We start from the raw sequence: 24,102 nt of genomic DNA, 5'->3' as shown, positions 1-24,102 counted from the left end.
GCCTTGCAAACAAACCTAAGTTCCTAAGTTAACATCCAATACCCCTTAATTCCTCCAAAAGCAGCCTACCTATACATCCCCCTAAATTATCTATCCTTAAACAGCTCCAGAGACTAATTAACATCTTTAAAAGAATTCAGTGAAAAGCATTTACCCAACCCTTAATGTACCCACAATCATATTTCTTATCACATCTTTATGTGAAGCTTAACATTTTGCAACAATCAACAATAAACCATATAAATCAATCAATTAAAACAAAAATCACCTTCAAGCAGCGAGCTTTCGAATGTGATAACCATCGTATATTTGTGAAATGATGTGTGAAATAATTATAAAAGAATAACAAATTATAACAACAACACCAGGGAACCATCATGAACCAATCAATACAAAAAATAGGAATTATAGGATTGGGGGCTATGGGCATGGGAATTGCCCGCGCGTTAATACGCGCGGGTATTCCCACATATGGATTTGATTTAAACCAAAAAGCCTGTGACCAACTACTACAAGCAGGCGCTAAAACGGCGACAAACAACGCCGCAAATTGGGCATCAGAGCTGGATGCTATCTTACTTGTTGTCGTCAATGGTGCTCAAATAGAAAGCATACTGTTTGAAGGCGAAACACCGTTAGTCAACCAGTTAAGAGCCGGTACGATCATTGTGCTTCACAGTACCGTTGCCGCAGAACAGGCTAAAGATTTTGCCCATCGTCTTAGCCAATACAATCTAAACATGCTGGACGCACCTATTTCAGGTGGCGCACTAAAAGCTGAACAAGGCCAACTCACCGTTATGGCCTCCGGTGAACCCGCATTATTTGAACAACTAAAACCCGTATTTGATGCCACCACCGAACGTCTCTACCATGTTGGAAATGAGATTGGTCAAGGCTCTACCGTCAAAACAATCCATCAATTACTTGCTGGTATACATATTGCTGCCGCGGCTGAAAGTATGGCATTGGCAGCCAAAGCTGGCATTTCCCTGGAGCTGATGTACGACATTGTAACCCACGCTGCTGGTAACTCTTGGATGTTTGAAAACCGCGTTCCCCACATTCTGGCAGGGGATTACACCGCCAAATCTTCCGTAGACATTTTTGTCAAAGATCTGGGATTAGCATTAGAAACAGGTAAGGATCTGAAATTCCCATTACCATTATCAGCCACTGCACATCAAATGTTCCTTGCTGCCAGTAATGAAGGTTTTGGCCAATGGGATGACAGCGCGGTTATCAAAACATTTAAAGGTATCACTTTGCCGGAGAAAAAATAATGACCATTAAATTGGGCGTTATCGCTGATGACTTTACCGGCGCAACCGATATAGCCGGTTTTATGGCACAAAGTGGTTGGCGAGTTGTCCAGCTATTGGATACACCTGATGAAAATACCGCCATTCCACAGGATATTGATGCTATCGTTATCAGCCTGAAAAGCCGTTCCTGCCCGATAGACGAAGCCGTGAATAACGCGGTGAAATCCTGCCGCTGGTTACGTCATAAAACAGGTTGTCAACAAATATTCTTCAAATACTGCTCAACTTTTGACTCTACCAGCAAAGGCAATATTGGGCCGGTCACTGATGCCCTGATGGATGAACTACAAACAGACATCACGCTAATCTCCCCTGCCCTTCCCGTTAACGGGCGAACAGTTGTACATGGGCATCTATTTGTCAACGGTCAACTACTTAATGAAAGCGGTATGCAGCACCATCCCGTGACACCAATGGCAGATGCCAATCTGCTACGCTTAATGGAACAACAAGCTCAAGGGAAAGCAGGTTTGGTGGATCTGGCATGTGTACACCAGGGAGAACAAGCAATCCGCGTGAGACTAAATCATTTACAACAACAAAACATACGCTACGCAATAACAGACACCCTCTCCATGAATGATCTACTGCCTATTGCCAGAGCGGCATCAGAACTGAAATTAATCACTGGTGGTTCCGGTCTTGGCGCTGCTCTTGCCAGCATAGACACTGGTAAGCCATTGATGCCATGCCAACCAGAAGGAGCAACACCACCCGCCGAGAATAGACGCACTGTGATCCTATCTGGCAGTTGTTCTGTCATGACCAACAAACAAGTTGCCCTGTACCAGAAACTGGCCCCTGCTCAATCCTTGAATATTGATTCATGTATCAATGATCCACAATATGCCGAAAAACTGGTTGCGTGGGTTATTCTGCAATCAGAAAACCATCTGGCTCCCATGCTATACGCCACTCAATCCCCAGAAACATTACAGAAAACCCAACAGCAATATGGTGCGGCTATTGCCAGTGAAGCAATAGAAAACACCTTCGCCCGCGTTGTAAAAAACCTGTGTCAGCTAGGATTCAATACCTTTATTATCGCAGGCGGCGAAACTGCCGGTAAAATAGTACAAAGTCTGGACATTCAACAACTCAGTATCGGCGCACCTATTGCGCCTGGCGTACCTTGGGTACACGATCGACAACACAATTATTGGCTGGCATTGAAATCAGGTAACTTCGGCAATATCGATTTCTTCCTGCATGTACAGGAGATGTTTCATGAGTGAGCAAGCACTAAGGTCAGAGTTAGTCGAATGGGCTCGTTCAATGTTCTACCGGGGTTATAGCAGTGGCGGTGCAGGTAACATCAGCGCCAAACTGGAAGATGGCACGATTATCATCACGCCGACCAACTCCAGTTTTGGTGACTTGCAAGCTGATCGCCTGAGTAAGCTAGATGCAGAAGGTGATTGGCTATCCGGTGACAAACCCACAAAAGAAGTTTCCATGCATTTGGCAATGTACCGCAACCGTCCCGAATGCCATGCGGTGGTCCATCTACATTCCCCTTGGTTAACCGCTCTTTCCTGCCTACCCAATCTGGACAAAAGTAACTGTCTACCACCCATTACGCCCTACTATGTAATGCGGGTCGGAAAACTGCCTCTGGTCAAATATCTGCCACCAGGAGATGAAAGAATCGGTGAAGAAATTGCGAAGCTGGCCGCAAAACACAACGCAATCCTCCTCTCAAACCACGGACCTGTTGTCGGCGGCAAAACTTTACGGCAAGCTTTTTTCAACGCAGAGGAATTGGAAGATACCGCACGGCTCTATTTAACCTTATTGCCACACGGCTTCACGACATTAAATAAAGAGCAAGTACAAGAACTTGAAACTCGTTACCCAAAAACTGAGTGAACAAACAAGGAATTCGTCATGGCTAAATTCGCGGCAAACTTGAGCATGATGTTCAATGATGTACCTTTCACAGAACGGTTTGCCCGTGCAGCCAAAGCTGGATTTAAAGGCGTTGAATATCTGTTTCCTTATGAAGTCGCAGCGGAAGAGCTTGCTGCCCTATTAAAACAGCATCAATTAACACAAGCTCTATTCAACATGCCCGCCGGAAACTGGGCGGCAGGAGAAAGAGGAATAGCCTCTATGCCTGGCCGTGAAAAAGAATTTGTTGAAGGTACACAAATAGCTCTGAAATATGCACTGGCTCTGAATTGCAAGCAAGTTCATGCTATGGCCGGGAAATTGCATGAACAATTCACACCAGAACAACAACGTGAGTGTTATATCAAAAACATTCGATATGCCGCTGATGTCATGGCAGAACATAACATCAACGTATTAATTGAACCAATTAATACTCGTGATATGCCGGGTTACTTTTTAACAACTCAACATCAGACTGAAACATTACTCAAAGAAATTGACCGTCAAAATGTTTTTATCCAGTTGGATCTTTATCACTGCCAGATCATGGAAGGAGATTTGCTACGCACCATCGAGCGTCTATGGGGAAAATTCAGTCACATCCAGATTGCCTCCGTGCCTGAACGCCACGAACCCGATAGCGGCGAAGTGAACTATCCGTGGCTATTTAACAAACTGGATGAAATGGGCTATCAAGGGTGGTTGGGCTGTGAATATCACCCCGCTGGTTACACCGAAGATGGTCTGGATTGGTTGACCAAAGCACAGAAATAATCAGGAGAAGATATGCTTCCATCAGAGCGTAGAGACTTTATTTATCGCTATGTACATGAATATCAGACAATTTCTATCAGCGCACTGGTTAAACTGATGAACGTCTCACATATGACAGTACGGCGGGATATCCGCACTCTGGAGGAAGAAGGAAAAGTCGTTAGTGTCAGTGGCGGTGTGCAACTTAGTGATGTTTTACGTCAGGAATTGCCTTGGAATGAAAAAGCCCAGCTTAATCATCGTCATAAGCGGGAAATTGGTCAATATGCAGTATCTATGGTTGAAGATGGACAAGTGGTCTATCTTGATGCTGGCACCACCACGTTTGAAATTGCCAGAGTCCTAGCTGAGCGTTTTAACCTCACTATCATCACGAACGATTTTTCCATTACCCAATATCTGATGAACAAACCCCAATTAAATCTGTTCCATACCGGGGGGCAGGTAGATAAGAGAAATCATTCCTGTGTTGGCCCTATCGCCGCTATGTTGCTTCGCAACTTAAATGTGGATATTGCCTTTATTAGCACCAGCTCATGGGATCTGGAGCATGGTGTCTCCACGCCGCATGAAGAAAAAGTTTTAGTCAAACAAGCAGTATTGGAAATCGCCCGCCGACGTGTTTTGGTGTCTGATAGCAGTAAATATGGCAAATACGGCATGTTTCGGGTCTGCCCGCTTTCGAGTTTGGATGATATTGTCTGTGATAGCCAGCTTCCGCCTAAAGTGCAGCAACAATTACGAGAACATAATCTGATATTACATACCGTCAGCGTATAAAGGATAAGAACCCTACTATACCCTATAAGCAAATAGCCCAAAGCTATTAAACAAGGAGAGTTACAATGAAAGTGATAATCACTGGTGGCGCAGGTTTTCTGGGTCAGCAACTAGCCAGCGCTTTACTAAACAACAATCAAACATTAAATTTCGACCAACTCATATTGACCGATATTCAATGTCCTGTTTCACCCGTTAATGATCCCCGCGTTCAGTGTCTGGCGCTGGATTTAACTCAATCAGGAGCCGCGGAAAAGCTGATCGATGAAAACAGTGCGGTGTTATTCCATCTCGCCGCCATTGTCAGTAGTCACGCTGAAAGCGATTTTGATCTCGGCTTGCAAGTTAACTTTGATGTTACTCGCAACTTATTAAACGTTGCACGGGCTAAAAATCCAAAATTGAAATTTATCTTCACCAGTTCCCTGGCCGTATTTGGCGGAGAATTACCATCAACCATTACGGATCAGTGTGCGGTTAATCCTCAATCATCCTATGGCGCACAGAAAGCCATGTGTGAATTGATGATTAACGACTATTCCCGCAAAGGATATGTCGATGGCCGCATACTTCGTCTGCCAACAATCAGTATCCGCCCAGGTAAACCAAACAAAGCTGCATCCTCTTTTGCCAGTGGCATTATCCGTGAACCTCTGCACGGAGAAAGCAGTATCTGCCCAGTTTCCCACGATCTGACTTTATGGCTTTCCAGCCCTGAAACCGTGATCCGCAACTTTATACATGCAGCTCAAATTCCGGCGGAAAAATTTGGTCTTTCCCGCACCGTTAATTTACCGGGTATTAGCGTCACAGTTCAGGACATGATTGATGCACTGGCCGAGATTGCCGGGCAGAAAGCGGTGGATCTCATCCGCTTTGAACCAGACGAAAACATTAACCGTATTGTTGCCAGTTGGCCGGGTCACTTCGATATCAACCGTGGCTTATCACTGGGTTTTCATGTTGATAATACTTTCAGTGATGCAATCCGTGCTTTTATCTCCAATAACCTGTCCCAAGCTGGAGGCTAATTATGGAACGCTACATTCCGGTCATTGGTCTGGGTATTGCCGTATTTACGTTGATCTTTCTGGTACTACGTACCCGTGTTCATGCTTTATTAGCAATGCTCATCGCAGCGGCTATCGCCGGGCTCTCTGGTGGCTTAACCGCAGCAAATACCATTGATGTTATGACTAAAGGTTTTGGCTCCACACTGGGCAGTATCGGGATTGTTATCGGTCTGGGGGTCATGATGGGACGGGTGCTGGAAGTTTCCGGCGCCGCGGAACAGATAGCCTACAGTTTTATCAAATGGTTAGGTAAAAAACGCGAAGAGTGGGCATTAGCGATCACCGGTTATATCGTCAGTATCCCAATTTTCGTCGACTCTGCCTTTGTTATTCTCTATCCACTGGCAAAGGCTCTCGCAAAAAAGGGAAAACGTCATCTTCTAACGCTTGGCGTGGCCCTAGCCGGCGGATTGGTTGTTACCCACCACACTGTTCCGCCAACACCGGGGCCATTGGGGGTTGCCGGCATTTTTGGTGTCGATGTCGGCGCCATGATGTTAACCGGTATGGTTCTGGCGGTACCTTGCGTTATTGGCATTGTATTTTATGCCAAATGGTTAGCAGTAAAATATCCTGAATTTCAACCCATTGATGAAGCCGAAGAAGCTCAAGATCTACAAACAATTCATCAACGCTATATAGAAGAAAAAGCGAACAAACCACTACCGAGTCTATTTCTTTCCCTGTTGCCGATTATTGTCCCTATTGTTTTGATCTTCATTAAAGCCATTAATGGCCTGTTATTAAACACTGAAACTTTTACTGGACAAGAAAACAACTTCTATTTTCAGACATTCGATTTCCTTGGTGCACCAGTTATTGCCTTAGCCATTAGTGTATTATTGGCGGTTTATACCTTGATGCCAAAAGCCAATAAACATGAAGTCATTGACCGTCTGGAAGAAGGTTTACAGGCTGCCGGTATTATTTTATTAGTGACAGGAGCAGGCGGTGCGTTAGGCGCGGTATTGCGTGAAAGTGGTACCGGCGCCATTCTGGCGCAATATATAGCCAATCTCCCCCTAACACCGGTGCTGATTCCATTTATCATCGCAACACTGGTTCGCTTAATTCAAGGTTCCGGCACTGTGGCAATGATTACCGCTGCTTCTATTTCTGCACCAATTATTAGTCAAATTCCGGGGATCAACATGTTGGTTGCCGCACAAGCAGCAACGATGGGTTCGTTATTCTTCGGTTATTTTAATGACAGCCTATTCTGGGTCGTTAACCGCATGATGGGAATCAAAGATGCCAAACAACAGATGATCGTTTGGTCAATACCAACCACTATTGCATGGGCGATTGGCTTGTGTGGCGTCATCATCTTGGATCTAGTGTTATAAATACCAAATCATTAGCAAAACTATCATTTAGCCTCCTTATAAGTGGGAGGGTGACTGCTCCCCGCAGTAAAAAACGGCGAGACTTCCCACTTCTCAGGCCACAACCGTCGATGCAACGGATTTACGCTGGCCTCCGTGGGCAGAAACGACGAGTCCCGCCGCCTGTAATTCCAGTATGCCCTTGCGCTGGAGCGACGTTGATATCACGATCATGTTCGACACCACAACAAGGACATCGCCAGATCCGCGCAGAGTATTGAGGCGTAATACTTGCCTGTTGCAGTGCGATTTTCACTTCCCCGTTAATTTCACGATGCAGCCGGGCTTCTACCGGAGGTAATTTCGGTATTTTGATTGCACCGTCAAGCACTCATAAGAAGTAAGTAAAATGCCTGAGAGGTTAAATACTCAGGCATAAAAAAGAATACTATTTTATATTGGAGATTCTTGCGGTGTTTTATATCGAGATAATGTTGATGAAAAATCACTTCCCGCACTTGTTACCTTACCAGTAACGACATTGACGGGTGATGACAATATCCCCGAACAATTATGGCAAGCAGCAAAATTATCTCCAGCTTGTTTAGTTGTTAATCGCTGAGTGAAAATAGATGATTTCAGCATATCCCGTATATATTCGCTTATTTTCCGACTTCCAATAATTTTCCCTGCCTTTTTATCTTCTAAAATCAATAAATTATTCAGCGCCTGTACCTCTGCATGCAAACCAGCAATACCCGCCATCGTCGGTAATATACGGTCGTTGTTGATAATATGATTGCTGATCAAAGATTCTATTACTGGATGTAAAGGTGTATTTACCCTACCATACATATCTCTTATCCCTGAAATAAAGGACTCAATATCAATAATCTTATAAGCTTCGGCCTCATCACTTTGTTGTATTTTCCATTCTCCTTTATCTTTCACTATCGATAATTTCGGACATTTAATCAGGTTAATACCCGGGAATAATTTTCCATCGGCTAAATTTCTATTATTATCCTTAAAGTTGACAAATTCATCGTCATAATGACCATTATACTCGTATCCAGCATGAGCAGCGAAATTCTCCAAGGATTTCTTTGCATAAAGAAATTTTCCATCATAGACACCATTCGATTTTAAACCCGGTTTTGAGAAATTATGCTGCTTCGCTGGTTTCAATTGTCCAAATTCCCTTGAAGAGCTAAGGATTAATTGCGTTTTTTTACTAAAACCATCAAATTCAGGAATCTGTTTTTGATAAGCCGACATAACTGCTTTTGCATCAGGAAGTTCCAAATGTAATGCATCCAATAACCTTTCATCCTCAGTTTTACCTTTGCCAAGTTTAGCTGTTTTTTCACGTATATCATTTTTGAACATTTTTAAACTCTCTATAATGATTGAAATTGGATACCTGAAATTATTATCAACGTCTTCCTGTTAAGGGTGAAAAAATTCGTCTCGGTAATGCTATTAATCTAGACATTGCTCCTCCATTTCTCTGAGTAGCTATATTTCGATTACTACCCTGAGGAATATAATTCTGCCATAACGTTGGATTTTCGTCCCACGGCGCAATAACTTCCTTACCATCCCGATAAAAATGAATTCTTCCCGCCAATCTCTCTCTATTGCGATAAGCATAACGCAATTCAGACGCGGTAACTGACTCGCCTGGCCCAGCCTCCAGAGGAGTAGAACCTTTTGTTTTATTAACAACCTGTTCGATATTCAGGCCATCAAGAACAAAGTGTATTTTTGTTCTCCCATTACGGGCTGCCATTTCTATACCAAGCTTGCTTCCTCTTTTCCAAAGTAATCTAGGTTCAAAGGTAAGCCATGTTTTGTTATAACAAACATGATAATAGTCAGAATTATACTTACTAGTTATTTCTTTAAATATTTTATACATATTAAATTTCTTATTTTCACCTCCTATTTTAAAATAATCATTCCATAAAGGATATCTTCCTTTTTGTTCTTCAATAATATCTTTCTGTAAACTGTCTTTAACCTTAATATTCCTTGCATATTTTTTAGGATTTTTCACCAAATCTTCTGATTTTTTAGGTAATATCGTGGTGTCTTTTAAAATAACTCTAGATACTTCGTTATTATAAAAATCTATAATCATTGGCGTACTGTCAGGATTCTTTGAATCAAAATTAGGATTAACATCTCTTATATACTTTCCCCTTTTAGCGGCAAGGCCATAAAACAGATCGCCATTTTCTTCACTGTAATTATCTTTCGCTACCCTAGGAGTATTATTCATCATCTGATTTAGATCCAATCCTGATCCTAACGGATTATTATCTATTTCATGCTGATCAATAGAATTCCCCAACGGCATTGAAGTTTTTTTCTTTTCTTTTTCACTATATTCACGTCCCATACTATCACCTTATAATTTTTTATAATAAATACATTAGGAATAAATAACATATAAATCCAAATATTATTGGCATTTAGACATAGATATATGTTCAAATCGATGATCATAAATGAATATAGTGTTATTCAAACCATTTAGCGTCAGATTTATACCCGTCATCTTTCAAGTTGCCTCTTTGTTGGCTGCACTCGCTCACCCCGGTCACATCGTTATCTATGCTCCCGGGGATTCACTCCCTTGCCGTCGCGATGCATCTTGAAATCCATAGGGTATATATTAACTATAACAACCGTTTTTTGAGTGAATTAATGACCTCAATAGTATTGCCTTTCTTGCCGGATGAAACCATAGCATCTTCCGACAACACTTTAACATTCATCTTTCCTTTATCATCCCTGGCCAGCAGCGCATAACTATAACCAGCCCTAATAGCAGGTTTTTCAAGCTTCTTTTCGTCATAGTTAAAAACACCAACATTTTCTGCCGTATTATCAATCACAACGCCCGGTTTACCCATATAGGTAATGACACTCTGATCATACTTTGCAAATATATTCACCAGATCGTTATTCTGTTCACCAACCATCATCGGCTCGCTGTCCGGCGAAAGTGCTTTATGGCTCTCATAAGTAGTAACAACCCCCTGCCGGCCTGTTTTCCATTCATTATCACCAGGCTTCTGCCCTGTATGATAAGCAAAAAAATAGTCATCTTTCACGGCATATATCATGGTACAACCGCTCAACCCTCCAGACGTAACAACAACCGGCTGCCCATGTTGAATATCCTTCAAAGCAATTCTTATTCCTACAGTTCCCGATGCGCCATTTACCACGTTAATACCAGTAATATTGGAATCCAACGTGTTTTTGCCCCAATGCACTCCGATCACGCCGGTACCCGATTCGAAAGATGTAGCCTGATCACCACGAAATCCCATAACAACATCATGAAAAGGATTTTCCTGACGGGAAACACTATTTCTCAAAGGTATTGCCTGTGCAAGCTCCCGGTTGCTGTCATGACGATGAGCCACAACGGGTACGTTAATTGGTGCATCCTCACTCCCTACCAATAACCCCTTATTCTTCAACGGGGAAATATGCCCTTTATTAAGGCTTCTATCTGCAAGAAATTGCTTCAACTTTTTAGTTCTCCTGCTTTTATAACCTGGCCTAGGCTCACTCTCATTATTTGAAAGTTCAAGATGTCCACCAGAAGAACTTGATAATGGCGATTGCATAACACTATTTTTAGTACGTTGTGTGGGTACTGTTTGAGGATTAGCATGTTTTAACATTTATAGGCTCTCTATGCTGGTTAATTTTATTATATTTAAAATTTATATTTTCCTGAATTATTATTCTAACGTTTTTAGTACAATTATTAAAATAATAGATCTCATTCTGGCTTACCAAATGCTATATTATAAACTATCAAATTTAGCTTTTAATTTTTCAATATTTTCATAAAAGTCATTAATATTATACTCTGTTAAATAGATATCAATCCGTTTATCTTTCTTAATTTTATCTAATCCAACATCAGATATCTCTTTATGTATATCAAAAATTTCGGCAATAAGTTCCTGTTGTTCATTTTCAGATAATAGATTAAATTCATGACTTAATAATTTCTTTAATTTATTAAGAGTAACGGGATCTTTTCCTCTAGCACTTAACCAATCTGCTATTTTAAGAGGCGGTAATGCCCCCTCTCCCAAATCTGACTGATAGATATATCCCACTGTTTCCTGATCATTGGATGGAATATCAATTAAAAACATATGCCCAAGTCGATGATCATTAACCAATGCAACATAATTTTTTGCACCACTGAGCTGATCAACTCTTTCAGCAAATTCATTGCCATCTATTTTTCCTACCTGGGCCGTTTTTACTGGATCAACAGCATGTTCCCCCTCAGTCATTAATTTAAATATATTTTGGGCAGATAAACCGCAAACTGGCTCAGTAGGATCATAAGGATTTATCCCAACGATTTCTTGATAGATTTCAATACCACCTAATTCAGAAACAGTTTCATCAATCGCCTTAAATATAGCTGCCAAATCTCTATCAACGATTTTATTTTGCCAATTATCATTCCAGAGTAATTTATTTCCTTTTGGATCATTATGTAATGCAATAATACCATTTATCAATTCTACAGAACTCAGATTATGCTTTTTTAGTTTTGATATATCCTTGGACTCCGACAAGCAGATTGAAGGTGCTATTTCCAGATGATCACCCGTTGTTATATTTTCAAGTGTTTTATCCTTTTTGGTGCTAGTTTCAAATTTTTTCGCAAAGTTGCTGATTGGCATAATATTATTATCCAAGATTCATAAGTAAGTAATATATAGATTAAAATATCACAAACAACAAGATTTTTTTATATAAAACCATCAATAAAAATATCGTTATTTTCTCTAACTTGTCATTTTATTATGAGTAATTAATTAGATGATGGTTTTTTCACCCCAATTAATGCATCAGAATTTTCTTTAGCAACAATAATACCTATACCATTTACCTTAGCAACCGCTTTATGACTTTTTACCCATGTTGAAAGAATCTCTTTTATCTTAGGGAAATAAGTTAAGCAAGTAACACCCGAAACCTCAAGAATAATTTTTTCATTTTCTTGATTATCATTATTGCCTGTGACAGATATGTCCAGTTTAATCGTTAACTTCACTTTAGCCAGCGCAAAACGCACATGTTCTGTATCCCCCAAATCAGTACATAATTTTTCTAATAACGCCTGACTTATTTGTGATCTAACCGGATTCAATTTTTGGTCCACAGAATGAGAAATTTCCATAACTGGCTCTATTGTATTAGTCATATCTTGAAGTTTTACCGGTGCGGTAATGGAATATAATAAAGAAAGACGTGGACGATTACCAAGCGCCTGCCAAAAATTACCTAAGCTATTTAAATTTTCCTGTGGTGGGATAACTCTAGTATAAGCACTAGGAATTTTAGGTAATTGACGATGATTAATCAATGCATTCAAAACAGATGTCATTATTTTTGCCGCCTGATTATCAGGTTGGCTATCCGGGCTACAGCCATCAACTGATGGTTTATTCGAATGCCAGTAAGTAATTAAATAATTATAATTAATATTTACCCATCCCGGTAACAATAAATTAGTCACAGGATTATAACGCTTTGGTTCAGCAGAGCGTAATTGTAAATCTTCATGTACATCATAAAGAAATACACTTATTGTCGGTTTAGATGGAATTGAATCTATATCTGGTAAATCAAAACGAATATCAACATTATTTAAATATCGAGATAGAATATCTTTTAATGCGTTATTAACTTCGATAATAGCATTATTAGGCTCAATGATATCTTTCATATCGACTCCAAATTTGATAAGTATTTAAAAGACCAGTCTGCCACTCTTATTTAATTCTAGAATAATGGCCCGCTCTATATATTGATTCTCAATTTTTTCACTATTATTGTCTGCGGCTAATATTGATGCCAATAAGGCAATATTTCTGATATTAGCCCCAGTCAAATCAGCTCGTTTAGCCAAATGTGCAAAATCAATTTCGTCGGATAATTTCAGTTGTTCAGGCCAGATAGTTTGCCACATTTTTTTACGTAGCTCTTCATCAGGATAAGTAAAATGAGTAATAAAGGTAAAACGACGATTAAAAGCGCTATCCAAATGGCTACGATTATTAGTGGCTAAAATCACCAATCCCGGATAATCTTCCAGCCGTTGTAATAGATAAGAAACTTCAATATTGGCATGTCTGTCCTGAGCATCTTTGGTTTCACTGCGCTTGCCAAACAATGCATCAGCTTCATCAAAAAATAGTACCCCAGAATCCATCTCAGCCAAATCAAAAATACGAGCAATATTTTTTTCCGTTTCACCAATATATTTATTCACAACCGTAGAAAGATCGACTTTAATCAAATCAACACCAAGATGCCCGGCAATCACTTCTGCGGCCATCGTTTTACCCGTCCCCGATTCACCGTAAAACAGTACACTAATACCGCTACCATAGCCTATTTTTTCCTGAAAACCCGTATCCAAAATCTGATCACGGTAATTAATCGCCGCAATAATCTCTTTCAATTGTTGAGCTAATTCACCTGAAACCACCAAATCATTAAAATTACGTTTTGGTGTTATCCGGCGAGCCAGTTTACCTAAACTCTGTTGAGCGCGGAAACTTAATGCTTTACGTAAATCTATTTCTTCTAATTGACCTTCCGGTTGTCGTAATATTTGATATTGATAAGCTTCTTTAAGAATTAACGGCAAGGTCTCTGCGGTAAATGAAAAACGCTGGCACAATTGAACAATATTAACTTTCTGAACGATATTATCCGGTAAGCATTCTCTCAACATAGATTCTTTATCCACCAGTGTAGCTACCGGCATCTCAATTTGCACCATTGGCAGATGTTTAATCCATATTAATGTATCTCCCGGTTCTACCAAACAAACTACCCGTAACTTTGGTTGATTCAGCAAAACGAATAATAGGTTATTCAATATTTTCTTTTCATCTATAAATAAAGAAAAATTACGAATTAATAAACAAGCATTATGTAACCGTGCTTCTCTCACGGCATCTGCCAGCAAATTAGCTATTACAGTTGAATTCTCTTCCGCTGGTAATCGAGCTACATCCAGGGTTAAAGTACTGATTCTGTGAAACGCCATAATATTGCCGACCGCTAATTCTCTGGCACTGCCCTGTTTTCCTCTAAGTATCACCAAAGGGCGAACCTCATCAGTTTCATTCAATAATATCTTTTCAAGTGAATGATAAAGAGTTGGTGGATACCAAAGGTGAGAAACAGGAGAATGCCAATAAGCACAAATTATTAGGGGCGGTAAAATTATCTGTTGTCCTGATAAAAAATGCCAGACAGTGCTATGAGTTAAAAATTGCGTTTGTAACCAAATAGGTTCTTCGTGGTTATTAAGCCGTAATAATTGGTTACTGATTAATGGTGTTTGTGGTAATAAACTGTTTTTCAGTAATTGCCAATCATTTTGACGTTGACTAAATAATTCAATTGCTAAAGAAAAACTAGGCCACTGTTTTTTACTATTACCGTGCAAAGCAGAAAATAATGCATGATAACGGCTGTCAAAATGGGGTAATAAACCAAGCAATAAGACATCGCGCTCAAACTCTGTCAGTTCAAAACGCTCAACTAATAGAGATAATGCATCAGAAACAAAATATTCTTCGGTTTTCGGATGACCAACAATATCACTCTCCTCAAATAACCAATGAGGAAAGCCTTGCGGTTGTATCAGATATTCCTCTATTTTATTTTCATCAAGTAAAAAACTCTCCGGTAAAGAATCATATTTGTCTCTATTCTGATAATAGTAATGTTGTAATTGCAGATCGATACGTTCCAGATGGGGATAAATCCAACGTAATTCAGCCATCATATAATGGCTATTTTTAAGTAAAGAGTTCATATAAGCCTTTTAAATGTTTTGCCAGTCAATCTGCAAAGGAAGATTTAGCCAGGGAAGTTTGGCGATATTTAACGGCCACGGCCAGTCGGTTAATAATAGATCAAATGGCTGATGTTGTATTGTAATTTTTATTTCCTGTTCATCTATCAGTAATTCACCCGGCCGCTGTAAAAACAGTTGACGGACATCATTATGACTCAGTTTTTTCCAACCCGGAAGTTGAGCAATAATCGCATCTAACCATTGTTCTATTATCAACTGTTTTTCTGGTTCAATAGAAATTGATTGTGTCTCTTCATCAATCATTAACCCACACAGAACGTTATTCAATATTTTTCTTCCTACCTGCGTCTCTTCACTTCTCCAAATAAGATAATCCAGAGAATCAACCGCCCTAAATTGAGCTTGATGATGGATAAAATTTTTCTCTTCAACTAGACCTAGTTGATTAAATAATACGGGTAACATCGGCCATAGAATTAATATTCCAGCATTACTGATTTGATCTGGCGGCAATAAACCCGGCTCAGAACATGGTCTATTAATTGCTCGACGTTGGCTATAATTATTGTCTTTAATGCACAAGTTATCTGGTGTTAATAATATTGGCTGATCTTGCAAAATTAATTTTTGATTTGCATTGTTTGGAATAAAGCGTTGTGATAGATCGCGATATTCCTCAGCAGAGAGATGTTTTTTACAGAGTTGTGAAACAGAACTTAATTGCCACAGTGATGCTAACCAAGCTGTACCTGTTTGGTTATATAACGCTGGATGTTGCAATAACTGGAGAATATTTTCTGTTTTGATTTCCCCCTTCTGAATTGTTGCCGCTATTAATGAAAGCTGATGATGATTTAATGACGGTAAAATTTTCTGAGTCTCCGTCGCTAATCTCTGTAATAATTCAGTCAACAAAAAATTAACTGCGACTGCTTGTTGTAAAGTGTGTTCTCTAATAATCTGATCTTCACAACTAAAGCGATTAACTAAATCTTGATATTCCTGAATGGAGAGGTGTTTTTTGCACAGTTTTGGAATCAATTCTATTTGCCAAAGCAGCTTCAACCATGCATTTAATAAGGCACTTTCAGCGACTATATTTTGGCGAAATAATGTAATAATAGGCACAATATCAAGCATACTGCTATCAAGTTCAGCCATGATATATGACATCACTTTCATATCTGGTTTAGGTATTTTCTGCGTATTATGTCGCTGTATATATCCCAAGGCATTCAATACCAATTGCCAAGAAGAAATTATCTTTCCTTGATGCTGAGATTTATCTATATCCTCCAACAATTTGTGATTAATCGCAGTTAATAAAGCAGGTTGACTGATAGCTAAAAGTCGCTGCAAACCATGCTCAGATAGGCAGCTTTTTGCCAATAATAATGTTAAATTGATCTCCATTTCCATTAATTGGTTAATTAAAGTTTTGATATTAATATTCCCATTATCTTCGATTGCCTTTTCTGGATCTAATTTAATATCTTTTTGATATATGTACTGGATAAATTCCTCGATATCGGATAAACAATTACTATCTAATAAAGAGGGATTATGGGTATTTTGGAATATTATTGGTTCTTCTGTGAGTGTTTTTTCCTTATTATCTCCATGATATCGATTCAATGCTTTACTCAACTCCATATTAAGCCGAGTAGGAAATAATGAATTAAAGTCATGTGAATTAATTTCACCAAGATTCAACGTTAATTTCTCTAAATAGATATCTTGATTAACAACATGTTTATTAAAGTATAAATTAAGTAATTTACGCACATTGACTTGATTAAGCAGAGAACCATGTAATACTTTTCTAGCTACCTGTTGATTATTAGCTTCGATAGCAATATTGATCTGATTTAACCTATTTTTCTCTAAAACCATATTAATTTCCCCTTGTAATTAACTACTACAATAGATACGAATAATCTATACCCGTTATCTTTCAAGTTGCCTCTTTGTTTGGCTGCACTCACTCACCCCGGTCACATAGTTCTCTATGCTCCCGGGGATTCGCTCCCTTGCCGTCGCGATCCATCTTGAAATCCATTGGGTATATGTTGTAAAAATATCATCATTGTTTAACTGATTAGTGACATCATTTATATTTATGACTTCATAATATATCTCATAAAATATACATTTGCCCTCACATGTTTTCCATACTCTAAATGCCAAAAATTAGTTTCTATTTTATTACCACCTGAAATCAAACTAATACCCCAGCTTGCTTGACCTTTCTCACTATCACCATTTAAATTAGGTGTACCATTTTTTCCATCACACAATACCCAACCATTAGGCACAGGTTTATTACTATAAAATGGCACAATTGTTCCTGCGGGAATAATTAAATTAGCGAGTGCTGAAGCAATTTCTTCGACATTAACACCTACACCATCTGAATTAACAGTGATACCTTTACCTGCTTTAACTTTTACACCATTTTTACTCAAGCTCAAACCACTTACACCGCTCCAAGCATTACTTGTATTTCCTCCTTCTAATTTTAAATAAAGACCAGTATTATCAGTTACCACAATACCGCCCCCGTCCCAACATTTAACAGCAATACCATCTGAATCAACGGAAATACTGCCATTATTCTTGGCCTTAACTTCGACTCCCTTTCCACTAACCGAAATACCATCACCAGCTTTAACTGAAACACCATTACCATCAACAGTAATACCATTAGCGGCCTTGACAGCGATATCATCTATATTTACAACTATACCATTACCTTGACCGATAGATATTCCATTGTCTTTATTAATCAGACCACTACCAAGATCTACAGATAAAATATCATCTTTTAACATTAATGGAGAAAAGTCTTTACTGGAGATAGGACCTATTTTTAAATTAAGCGTACCATTACTATCTAGTTTCAATCCTGTTCCTGGTCCATTTTGTTGTGGCGCTTTCCCGACTGCTTTACGGCCAATATCAGCAATATCAATTAAATATTCATAATCAGTTTGCAATGGAATACTGCCTGCTTTAAAGCGTTTTTTTACATCATCTGCTGAGGGGTTTTCTACTTTATTATTAGTATTTTCTTGATTACTCTCTGAATTGGACAAATCGTGCTTCTTTTCCATTTTTATCACCTTATATATTCGTCTATTCTAATAACATATACCCGTTATCTTTCAAGTTGTCTCTTTGTTGGCTGCACTCACTCACCCCGGTCACATAGTTATCTATGCTCCCGGGGATTCGCTCCCTTGCCGTCGCAATCCATCTTGAAATCCATTGGGTATAGTAATAATTAAAGATAATGAATTTAATAATACAACAAACATCTCTCTTTACTTATAAATCAACCTTTGTCTTTGTCATGATAAATATTATCTTTAACTTTTGGTACATACAGCAACTGATTACTCTCAATAAATTTAGAATTCCATTCTGTTTCAGATTCACTAATGACCTCAATTCTCTGTTGTTCAGTGGCAATTCTCATATTCCCTATACCTGTTAATTCGGAAGGCAGACGACCTAACGTTAACACTTCTAAAATATGGTATGCTTCATCCCCTAAAGCAGAACCATTATTTTGCCAACGCTTATAGGTACTGGCAAAATTCCTGAAATGATCCGGTGATAACCAATGAATAATCATGGAAACATGAGCAGGAAATTCAGCTAAAATCTCAGTTTTTACCCACGATTCCAGTCCATGATGATCAACGTTGTTATTCTCAATTAACTGGCGATTAATGACTACGCTGACGACAAATGAAAAACGATCAGTATACGCGTATTCTGCACTAGAGAAATACCAACGATAACGCCATGCATTTTCCTTTTCTGGGAAAGGTTTGGTATTTTTACCTCGTTTAATTAATATCTTACCCTTAATACGATCGAATTTTTTTACCAACGCTTTAAGCATATAGTCAGATGGAGAATTCATATCAGCAGATATTTTTTTGGCTGGTTCATAAGGGGTAATTTTATATTTTAGTGTGATTTCATCCCCTTCTTTGATCATAGCAGGAAAAGGGCTTTGGGGACTAGATGTGATCCAGAGTTCATCGTCTTCTTTATTTTTTTGATGTATTTCATCGGCATAAACCAGTTGATAATCCATATCTTCCAACCACACCGGGCTATTTTGCCAACATAGTTTTTTGTCAGTAAATGCCTGTTGCACTATGTTTAAATTGTGTTCCAAAGCAACACTGTTATGGGTGTCAAGATAAAATGATTTTTCTGTAATCTCAGTGATCACTTGGCCCCGCAATGTAAATCCGTTTTCGCCTTTAATAATCAAGTTAATCATCTGACCGTGTAATAACCGCCCTGCTGTACTTTGCTGAATAATAATTAAATGATGGTTTTTAGAATCAGGATGATTTTTAATTTCCAGATTATCAGGTGTTTGTTCACTGTTGAATGCCTCATCAGGTTTCACGGGTAACAACCGGCGATGCTCAATTAAATAGAAAGGAAGATCAGCCAAATCAGGCGGTTCACTAAAACATTTTCTTCCCAAGCCTAACCGAGCTGCAATTCGTTTTTGTAGCGCGGATACTTTATCAATGCGAATATTATTACGATGGTAGGCCAACTCTGGTTGTTGAGCCAAGTAACCGCGCTGAGTGGATAGAAAATCCTGTCGATTGAGAATAAGTGGTCTGGCTGCTCGCTGTGTACCAAAATAGCCTAACAGATATTCAAGAATAGCCAGCTCTTTTGCGTAATTTCGTTCATGGATGCCATCATCATTATCAATTTGCACATCATCATTCAGTTTCTTAATTAAGTCAGGCATTATCTCCTGATGAACATTCTGACTGACAGTATTAACCTTAAAAGGCCATTGTGCACCATATACCTTATTTCCTCGTTGTTTAAAAGCCAATAGTTTTGGCAATAAGGCAAGTTCTGCGCAACCGTTAGCTAATATTTGTTCAAAAGGCAGAATAAATTGATGTAACTGTAGTTGTTGTAAGGTATGTTTATTAGTTTGCAATCCATAACAAGCCGGTAATTTATTACTTACCGGATAATAATCCAACACTTTACGGTGCTTACCCCAGTTTAATAATTCTGGTTGTATATTAATCAGTGGTTCTGTAATGATATTCTTCTTTATCTCTTCTCTAGAAACTACAACTTTCACACCACCTTTGGCAATAAGAGTCAATGGGCTGTCTGGTGAGGTAATCAATCCCAAGGGATCATCACCCCATAGTCTGGGATAATATCCTTTCGCAATTTGCCAAGACCAATTATCTTGCAGTAGTGGAGAAATAATTTTCTTATTATCTTTATTTTCATCTAATTCCAGCCGAATAATACTTTGAACTCCCTTGATAGCCAATAATTGGTTAACCAAATGGCTTAAATTTAATATCGTCGCACCACTGTAATCTTTGATCGGTGGTAATTCAGGTATCCAACCGTGATGTAAATAAGGCCCGTCAAAAATTTCTTCATTATTGTAACCCATCTCTTTCATTGTCTGGGTGGTATAACGTAGCGGCTTTTCCAGCACCGTTTGTTCCGCTGTCATATAAATTTGAGCAAATACGTCAGCGATATCTTTAACATCATTATCAAGCTGAATATCAATCTTCAATGGTAAATCAACAGGTTCTAACCAGATAACCCGATTCACCCATTCTCCTAAATTACGATTATTTTTCAGGAAAACGTTAAGTTTCTCCTGAGCCAACTTATTATCGATCTGAGTTTCCCGGCCTGGGAGCAAATAAAGCCAATAATTTCCTCTTAATGTTAACTGTTTACTATCTGAATTTGCGATTTGAGTAAATCTGTATTCACGTTCCTTTTTGCTATACCAGTATGTATAGCGTTGATCGTTAGGTTCACATACCAGTAGTACATCATTAAATAAAAAGTAACCATCAACCGTGTTGTCACTATGCAAGTCCAGCAACGCCCGGCGATAATCCGCCAACGTAATTGGACCACAAGTCAGCATCTGTTGCGGACCAAACTCCTGGGGGAAAATACCGTCGCCGGGTGTCTGTTGCTCCTTTCTGGGCGTCAGAAGATCTAAAAGCGGCAGCGAATGACGGTAAGCTAAATCCGATGCACCATAACAACAGGCTTCTAATAAGGTGATACCGGGATCACTTTCACTCATATCACTCCAAAATTGACCAGACTGTTGCTCAATAACAGCCTTAGCCTGAGCAAGTAAGGTATCAAAGGCAATATCGTCTTTAACAACGGGAAACAGAGCATCCTGATGACTCATTGATTAACTCCTTATTTGAGGAATGTTTATCTGACCAGACTAAAATCAACACTTCATTATCATTAGCTTCGATATTTGTACCCACGGCACCCGTAACTCGGTTAACTATTGTTATGCTTAAATTGGTGACGCGTTCTACCAAAGGGGATTGTTGGATGGTGGCTAATAACTGGTAGTAGTCAATGTGGTTACCCATCGTCACACCGATAGCCGGATTCTCTCCCCACGGCATATACGTTCGGCTTAATTGCTGTTGTAGCTGGTGATAGCCGTAGTCAGAATTAATGCCTGAGATAAAGGTCACTTGGTAATCCACATTAACGTCAACATAAGTAGGATTGTTGATTTCAATGGTTACCCAAGGGCTACTTAATCGACTTAACCATTCGACCATCTCGGCCAATCGCGCCGGGTTCAGTGCTGGGCGTAATGCATCATCGTTATCCTTGTAACGGCTGTCTGGGATGACTATCAATTGTTGCTTTTCCGGCGCCGGGATGGTGGTTAATTTACTGCCTGAATGGTGTCTGACATCAAGTAGGCTAACAAAATGATCTTTTAGTAAGGTGACCATGTTCCCCCAACTCAACACTCGGTTACGATGGGACAGCCGGACAGGAATTCGTTTTAAGAAGGCTTGCTCAGTTTCTTGCGGGCGACCGTTCCAGGAAGCCCAAGGTTGCGTAACACCGCTGATTGCAGCAATAGTGTTTACCGGAATAGTGTTTGCCGGAATAGTGTTTGCCGGCTGTTTTATGCTGCCAACGGCCAATCCATCAATAAAATGTTCCTGTTCAACAGCTTCTGCGTTAGCTAAGGTGACAGTGGTAGCGTTATACAGCAAACCTTTAATACGTGGGTAATCTTGGGGATCAGTCTTATCCGTTATCTCGGCTTTCAGCCAGTACCGCCCTGACGGCATCAGGGCGGCCTGATTTGAGGCATCTTGTGGCAATAAAGTGCGCCAGATACCCCGGTCGAACAGGTTACCGGTTTGATCGTCAACGAATTTATCCAATTTACTCCAAGTATTGCACTTGTTGAGATAAAACCAGGATAAAGTGAGCTTCTTAATACCTTCTAATTGCCAATAAAGAGATAAAGTTTGCCCCAGTAGTACTCCGGTAAAACCTAAATAGAATGCCTCATGGGTGAATGCCGACGTTTCTGCTGCTGCTTCACCCCAGCCAAAAGGCGTCAGAGGATAAACCGCAAATTGCTCAGGTTTAGCTTTAGCACTGAATTGAATCTGCAACGCACTGATTTGTGGGGTATAGGGTAAATTTTTATCTTTGGGATCTTTCCAGTATTGGGTATGCATAAAATCCTGTCCGGCCAATTCTATACGCACGGATGCAGGCCAATCATTGGGATTCGAGCTGTCTGTAAGGGGAAAATTCATCGTTGGCAAGGTAAATTTTAAGCTTTGTCCTTGTGGTTTCTCCTTTCCACTGAATAATGATTGCGCTTCATTAAGCTTTTCTCTCTTTTGAGGCGTGACTAAGTAACCCTGTACTTTAAATGCACTATTATCGGGCTTTGTCTCATATCCCTCATACCATTTTGAAAAGTTTTGTTGAGGCAATCCTACCCATTGAGGGGTAATCGTCAAGGTCGCGTTTTCGGAGTTATACCATTCAGGGGCAACCAGATTAAAACCAGAGCCTAATAACGGTGATTGACCAAAAGGAAAGCTAGTCGCATTCGTTTGTTCAATACCGCTATCAGACGCATAGTACATACTACGGTTGCCGTTAATGTTGATGTTGATCTCGATGTCTTTAATCTTCGGCAACATCGGTCCCTGTTTGGTGCTCAGTTTTAGTACCGGTACGTCAAACGTCATATTATCTAAAGCATTAGGCGGGCTAATGGGGTCATCGTTAGCTGATAAGCTGAGTTTGAGGTTAGACTTTTCTTTTTCTACTAATAGTGAAAGCCAGTGATCTCCCGAGCTAATCTGAGCGGTGACTTGATTAGAATCCCCCGCCCACTCGCTGTCTAATGTAACTTTAATCGTGCGCTCTCCCGCTGACATCGTAAATAAAGGCGAAGTAATTAAGTAGCCAGACAGAACCGAAACATCATTAGGCGTTGGGCTAAAAAGACGAATACCGTTTTCAGGAAATTCAATGTTATCTGCAAGATTTAGTAGTATTGCCGATTTCCAGCCATCCCCCTCTTTTCGATACCAACGCAGGTCGGTTAATTCTCCTTGGTTTGCCAATACATTCAACTCGGACACATACTGTAATGGATTGCCAGCGCTATCATGTCCGGCATCAAAGAGAGTTCCTTTCGGAATAAAATATTCAACACGATCAGGATTCAAGGTAATACCTATCGCCACCCGATCCGCTTGGGCACTTCTCGGCGTTAAACCTAATAATTCCCGATAATAAAGATCACGATGACGTGCCGGAAAGGTATTGAATAATATTTTAGTGGTTTCTAATAGTTTTAAAAAAGCCAGTAAGAAAGCCTGATGCGCTGGTAAAAGGCCATTGGCTTTATTCACATTTTGGTAAATATCCGCTAATTGCCGAGGATGATTTTCCTGAATAAAGTAGAAGCTATGCCAGAATTTTTCTTTATCTTGATCAAAAGGGATTTTTTCCGTATATTCCTGAATCCAATTTAATATATCCAGCGTACTTCTTTCATCAAGTTTAAAAGTAGTATCCGATACCATAGCGGTAAGTTTACTCGTTAATCCGGTCAGTCCCATATTTATACCACCTGTTATTTGAATATAACTTTAATATATTTTCAGGAGATCATTGTTATTTAA

Annotated in this window: 18 protein-coding genes and 2 pseudogenes; 8 read left to right on the top strand and 12 right to left on the bottom strand. The window is 39.5% G+C overall.

What is annotated here, in order from left to right; translation table 11 throughout:
• Positions 1 to 377: 377 nt before the first annotated feature.
• From ltnD to LG003_RS01520, 7 genes are all read left to right on the top strand, one after another.
• On the top strand, positions 378 to 1,283 hold the full coding sequence (gene ltnD / locus LG003_RS01550) for an L-threonate dehydrogenase (RefSeq protein ID WP_262980024.1): 906 nt from the start codon (positions 378 to 380) through the stop codon (positions 1,281 to 1,283).
• Complete coding sequence (gene otnK, locus LG003_RS01545; RefSeq protein ID WP_262980023.1) at positions 1,283 to 2,560, top strand: 3-oxo-tetronate kinase; 1,278 nt, start codon at positions 1,283 to 1,285, stop codon at positions 2,558 to 2,560. The genes ltnD and otnK overlap by 1 nt, the downstream gene beginning before the upstream one ends.
• A complete protein-coding gene (otnC, locus tag LG003_RS01540; RefSeq protein ID WP_112875856.1) occupies positions 2,553 to 3,194 on the top strand; it encodes a 3-oxo-tetronate 4-phosphate decarboxylase in 642 nt (213 codons plus the stop codon). The genes otnK and otnC overlap by 8 nt, the downstream gene beginning before the upstream one ends.
• Positions 3,195 to 3,212: 18 nt before the next feature.
• The gene (gene otnI / locus LG003_RS01535; RefSeq protein ID WP_262980022.1) at positions 3,213 to 3,992 is read left to right on the top strand and encodes a 2-oxo-tetronate isomerase; all 780 of its coding nucleotides are present in this window, start codon (positions 3,213 to 3,215) and stop codon (positions 3,990 to 3,992) included.
• Between the two features lie 12 nt (positions 3,993 to 4,004).
• Positions 4,005 to 4,772, top strand: a complete 768-nt coding sequence (locus tag LG003_RS01530; protein WP_112875854.1) for a DeoR/GlpR family DNA-binding transcription regulator — start codon at positions 4,005 to 4,007, stop codon at positions 4,770 to 4,772.
• Between the two features lie 65 nt (positions 4,773 to 4,837).
• Positions 4,838 to 5,803, top strand: coding sequence for a D-erythronate dehydrogenase (gene denD / locus LG003_RS01525; protein ID WP_262980021.1), 966 nt, complete (start codon positions 4,838 to 4,840; stop codon positions 5,801 to 5,803).
• 2 nt (positions 5,804 to 5,805) lie between these two features.
• A complete protein-coding gene (locus tag LG003_RS01520) occupies positions 5,806 to 7,191 on the top strand; it encodes a GntP family permease (protein ID WP_262980020.1) in 1,386 nt (461 codons plus the stop codon).
• Between the two features lie 93 nt (positions 7,192 to 7,284).
• On the opposite strand, the pseudogene LG003_RS01515 reads toward LG003_RS01520, so the two are convergent.
• From LG003_RS01515 to LG003_RS01505, 4 genes and pseudogenes are all read right to left on the bottom strand, one after another.
• Positions 7,285 to 7,438, bottom strand: a pseudogene (locus LG003_RS01515) (RNA-guided endonuclease InsQ/TnpB family protein); the annotation flags it as partial.
• A pseudogene (locus tag LG003_RS23310) lies at positions 7,434 to 7,561 on the bottom strand (RNA-guided endonuclease TnpB family protein); the annotation flags it as partial. The pseudogenes LG003_RS23310 and LG003_RS01515, both read right to left, overlap by 5 nt.
• Before the next feature lie 62 nt (positions 7,562 to 7,623).
• Positions 7,624 to 8,559, bottom strand: a complete 936-nt coding sequence (locus LG003_RS01510; RefSeq protein ID WP_112875851.1) for a YwqJ-related putative deaminase — start codon at positions 8,557 to 8,559, stop codon at positions 7,624 to 7,626.
• Between the two features lie 46 nt (positions 8,560 to 8,605).
• A complete protein-coding gene (locus LG003_RS01505; protein WP_112875850.1) occupies positions 8,606 to 9,574 on the bottom strand; it encodes a hypothetical protein in 969 nt (322 codons plus the stop codon).
• A gap of 109 nt (positions 9,575 to 9,683) precedes the next feature.
• Here LG003_RS01505 and LG003_RS01500 point away from each other — a divergent pair, with 109 nt between their 5' ends.
• Complete coding sequence (locus tag LG003_RS01500; protein ID WP_262980019.1) at positions 9,684 to 9,833, top strand: hypothetical protein; 150 nt, start codon at positions 9,684 to 9,686, stop codon at positions 9,831 to 9,833.
• 21 nt (positions 9,834 to 9,854) lie between these two features.
• Here LG003_RS01500 and LG003_RS01495 read toward each other — a convergent pair whose 3' ends face one another.
• From LG003_RS01495 to LG003_RS01460, 8 genes are all read right to left on the bottom strand, one after another.
• Entirely contained in the window at positions 9,855 to 10,874 is a 1,020-nt protein-coding gene (locus LG003_RS01495) for a cytotoxic necrotizing factor Rho-activating domain-containing protein (RefSeq protein WP_112875849.1), read from the bottom strand.
• A gap of 126 nt (positions 10,875 to 11,000) precedes the next feature.
• Positions 11,001 to 11,903: a cycle-inhibiting factor gene (locus LG003_RS01490; protein ID WP_262980018.1), complete on the bottom strand. Its 903-nt coding sequence runs from the start codon at positions 11,901 to 11,903 to the stop codon at positions 11,001 to 11,003.
• Positions 11,904 to 12,034: 131 nt separating this feature from the next.
• Positions 12,035 to 12,952: a DUF4255 domain-containing protein gene (locus tag LG003_RS01485; RefSeq protein WP_262980017.1), complete on the bottom strand. Its 918-nt coding sequence runs from the start codon at positions 12,950 to 12,952 to the stop codon at positions 12,035 to 12,037.
• 24 nt (positions 12,953 to 12,976) lie between these two features.
• Positions 12,977 to 15,061, bottom strand: a complete 2,085-nt coding sequence (locus LG003_RS01480) for an ATP-binding protein (protein WP_262980016.1) — start codon at positions 15,059 to 15,061, stop codon at positions 12,977 to 12,979.
• 9 nt (positions 15,062 to 15,070) lie between these two features.
• Entirely contained in the window at positions 15,071 to 16,957 is a 1,887-nt protein-coding gene (locus tag LG003_RS01475; RefSeq protein ID WP_262980015.1) for a contractile injection system tape measure protein, read from the bottom strand.
• A 224-nt stretch (positions 16,958 to 17,181) separates the two neighbouring features.
• Positions 17,182 to 18,177, bottom strand: a complete 996-nt coding sequence (locus LG003_RS01470; RefSeq protein ID WP_262980014.1) for a tail fiber protein — start codon at positions 18,175 to 18,177, stop codon at positions 17,182 to 17,184.
• A gap of 221 nt (positions 18,178 to 18,398) precedes the next feature.
• The gene (locus LG003_RS01465) at positions 18,399 to 21,311 is read right to left on the bottom strand and encodes a hypothetical protein (RefSeq protein WP_112875843.1); all 2,913 of its coding nucleotides are present in this window, start codon (positions 21,309 to 21,311) and stop codon (positions 18,399 to 18,401) included.
• On the bottom strand, positions 21,277 to 24,039 hold the full coding sequence (locus LG003_RS01460) for a hypothetical protein (RefSeq protein ID WP_262980013.1): 2,763 nt from the start codon (positions 24,037 to 24,039) through the stop codon (positions 21,277 to 21,279). Before LG003_RS01460 ends, LG003_RS01465 begins: the two co-directional genes overlap by 35 nt.
• Between the last annotated feature and the right edge of the window lie 63 nt (positions 24,040 to 24,102).

The organism is Photorhabdus kleinii, assembly GCF_025384885.1.
Taxonomy (GTDB): Bacteria; Pseudomonadota; Gammaproteobacteria; order Enterobacterales; family Enterobacteriaceae; genus Photorhabdus; species Photorhabdus kayaii.
The sequence above is the reverse complement of the archived record's forward strand: the minus strand, read 5'-3'. Positions and strand labels throughout refer to the sequence as shown.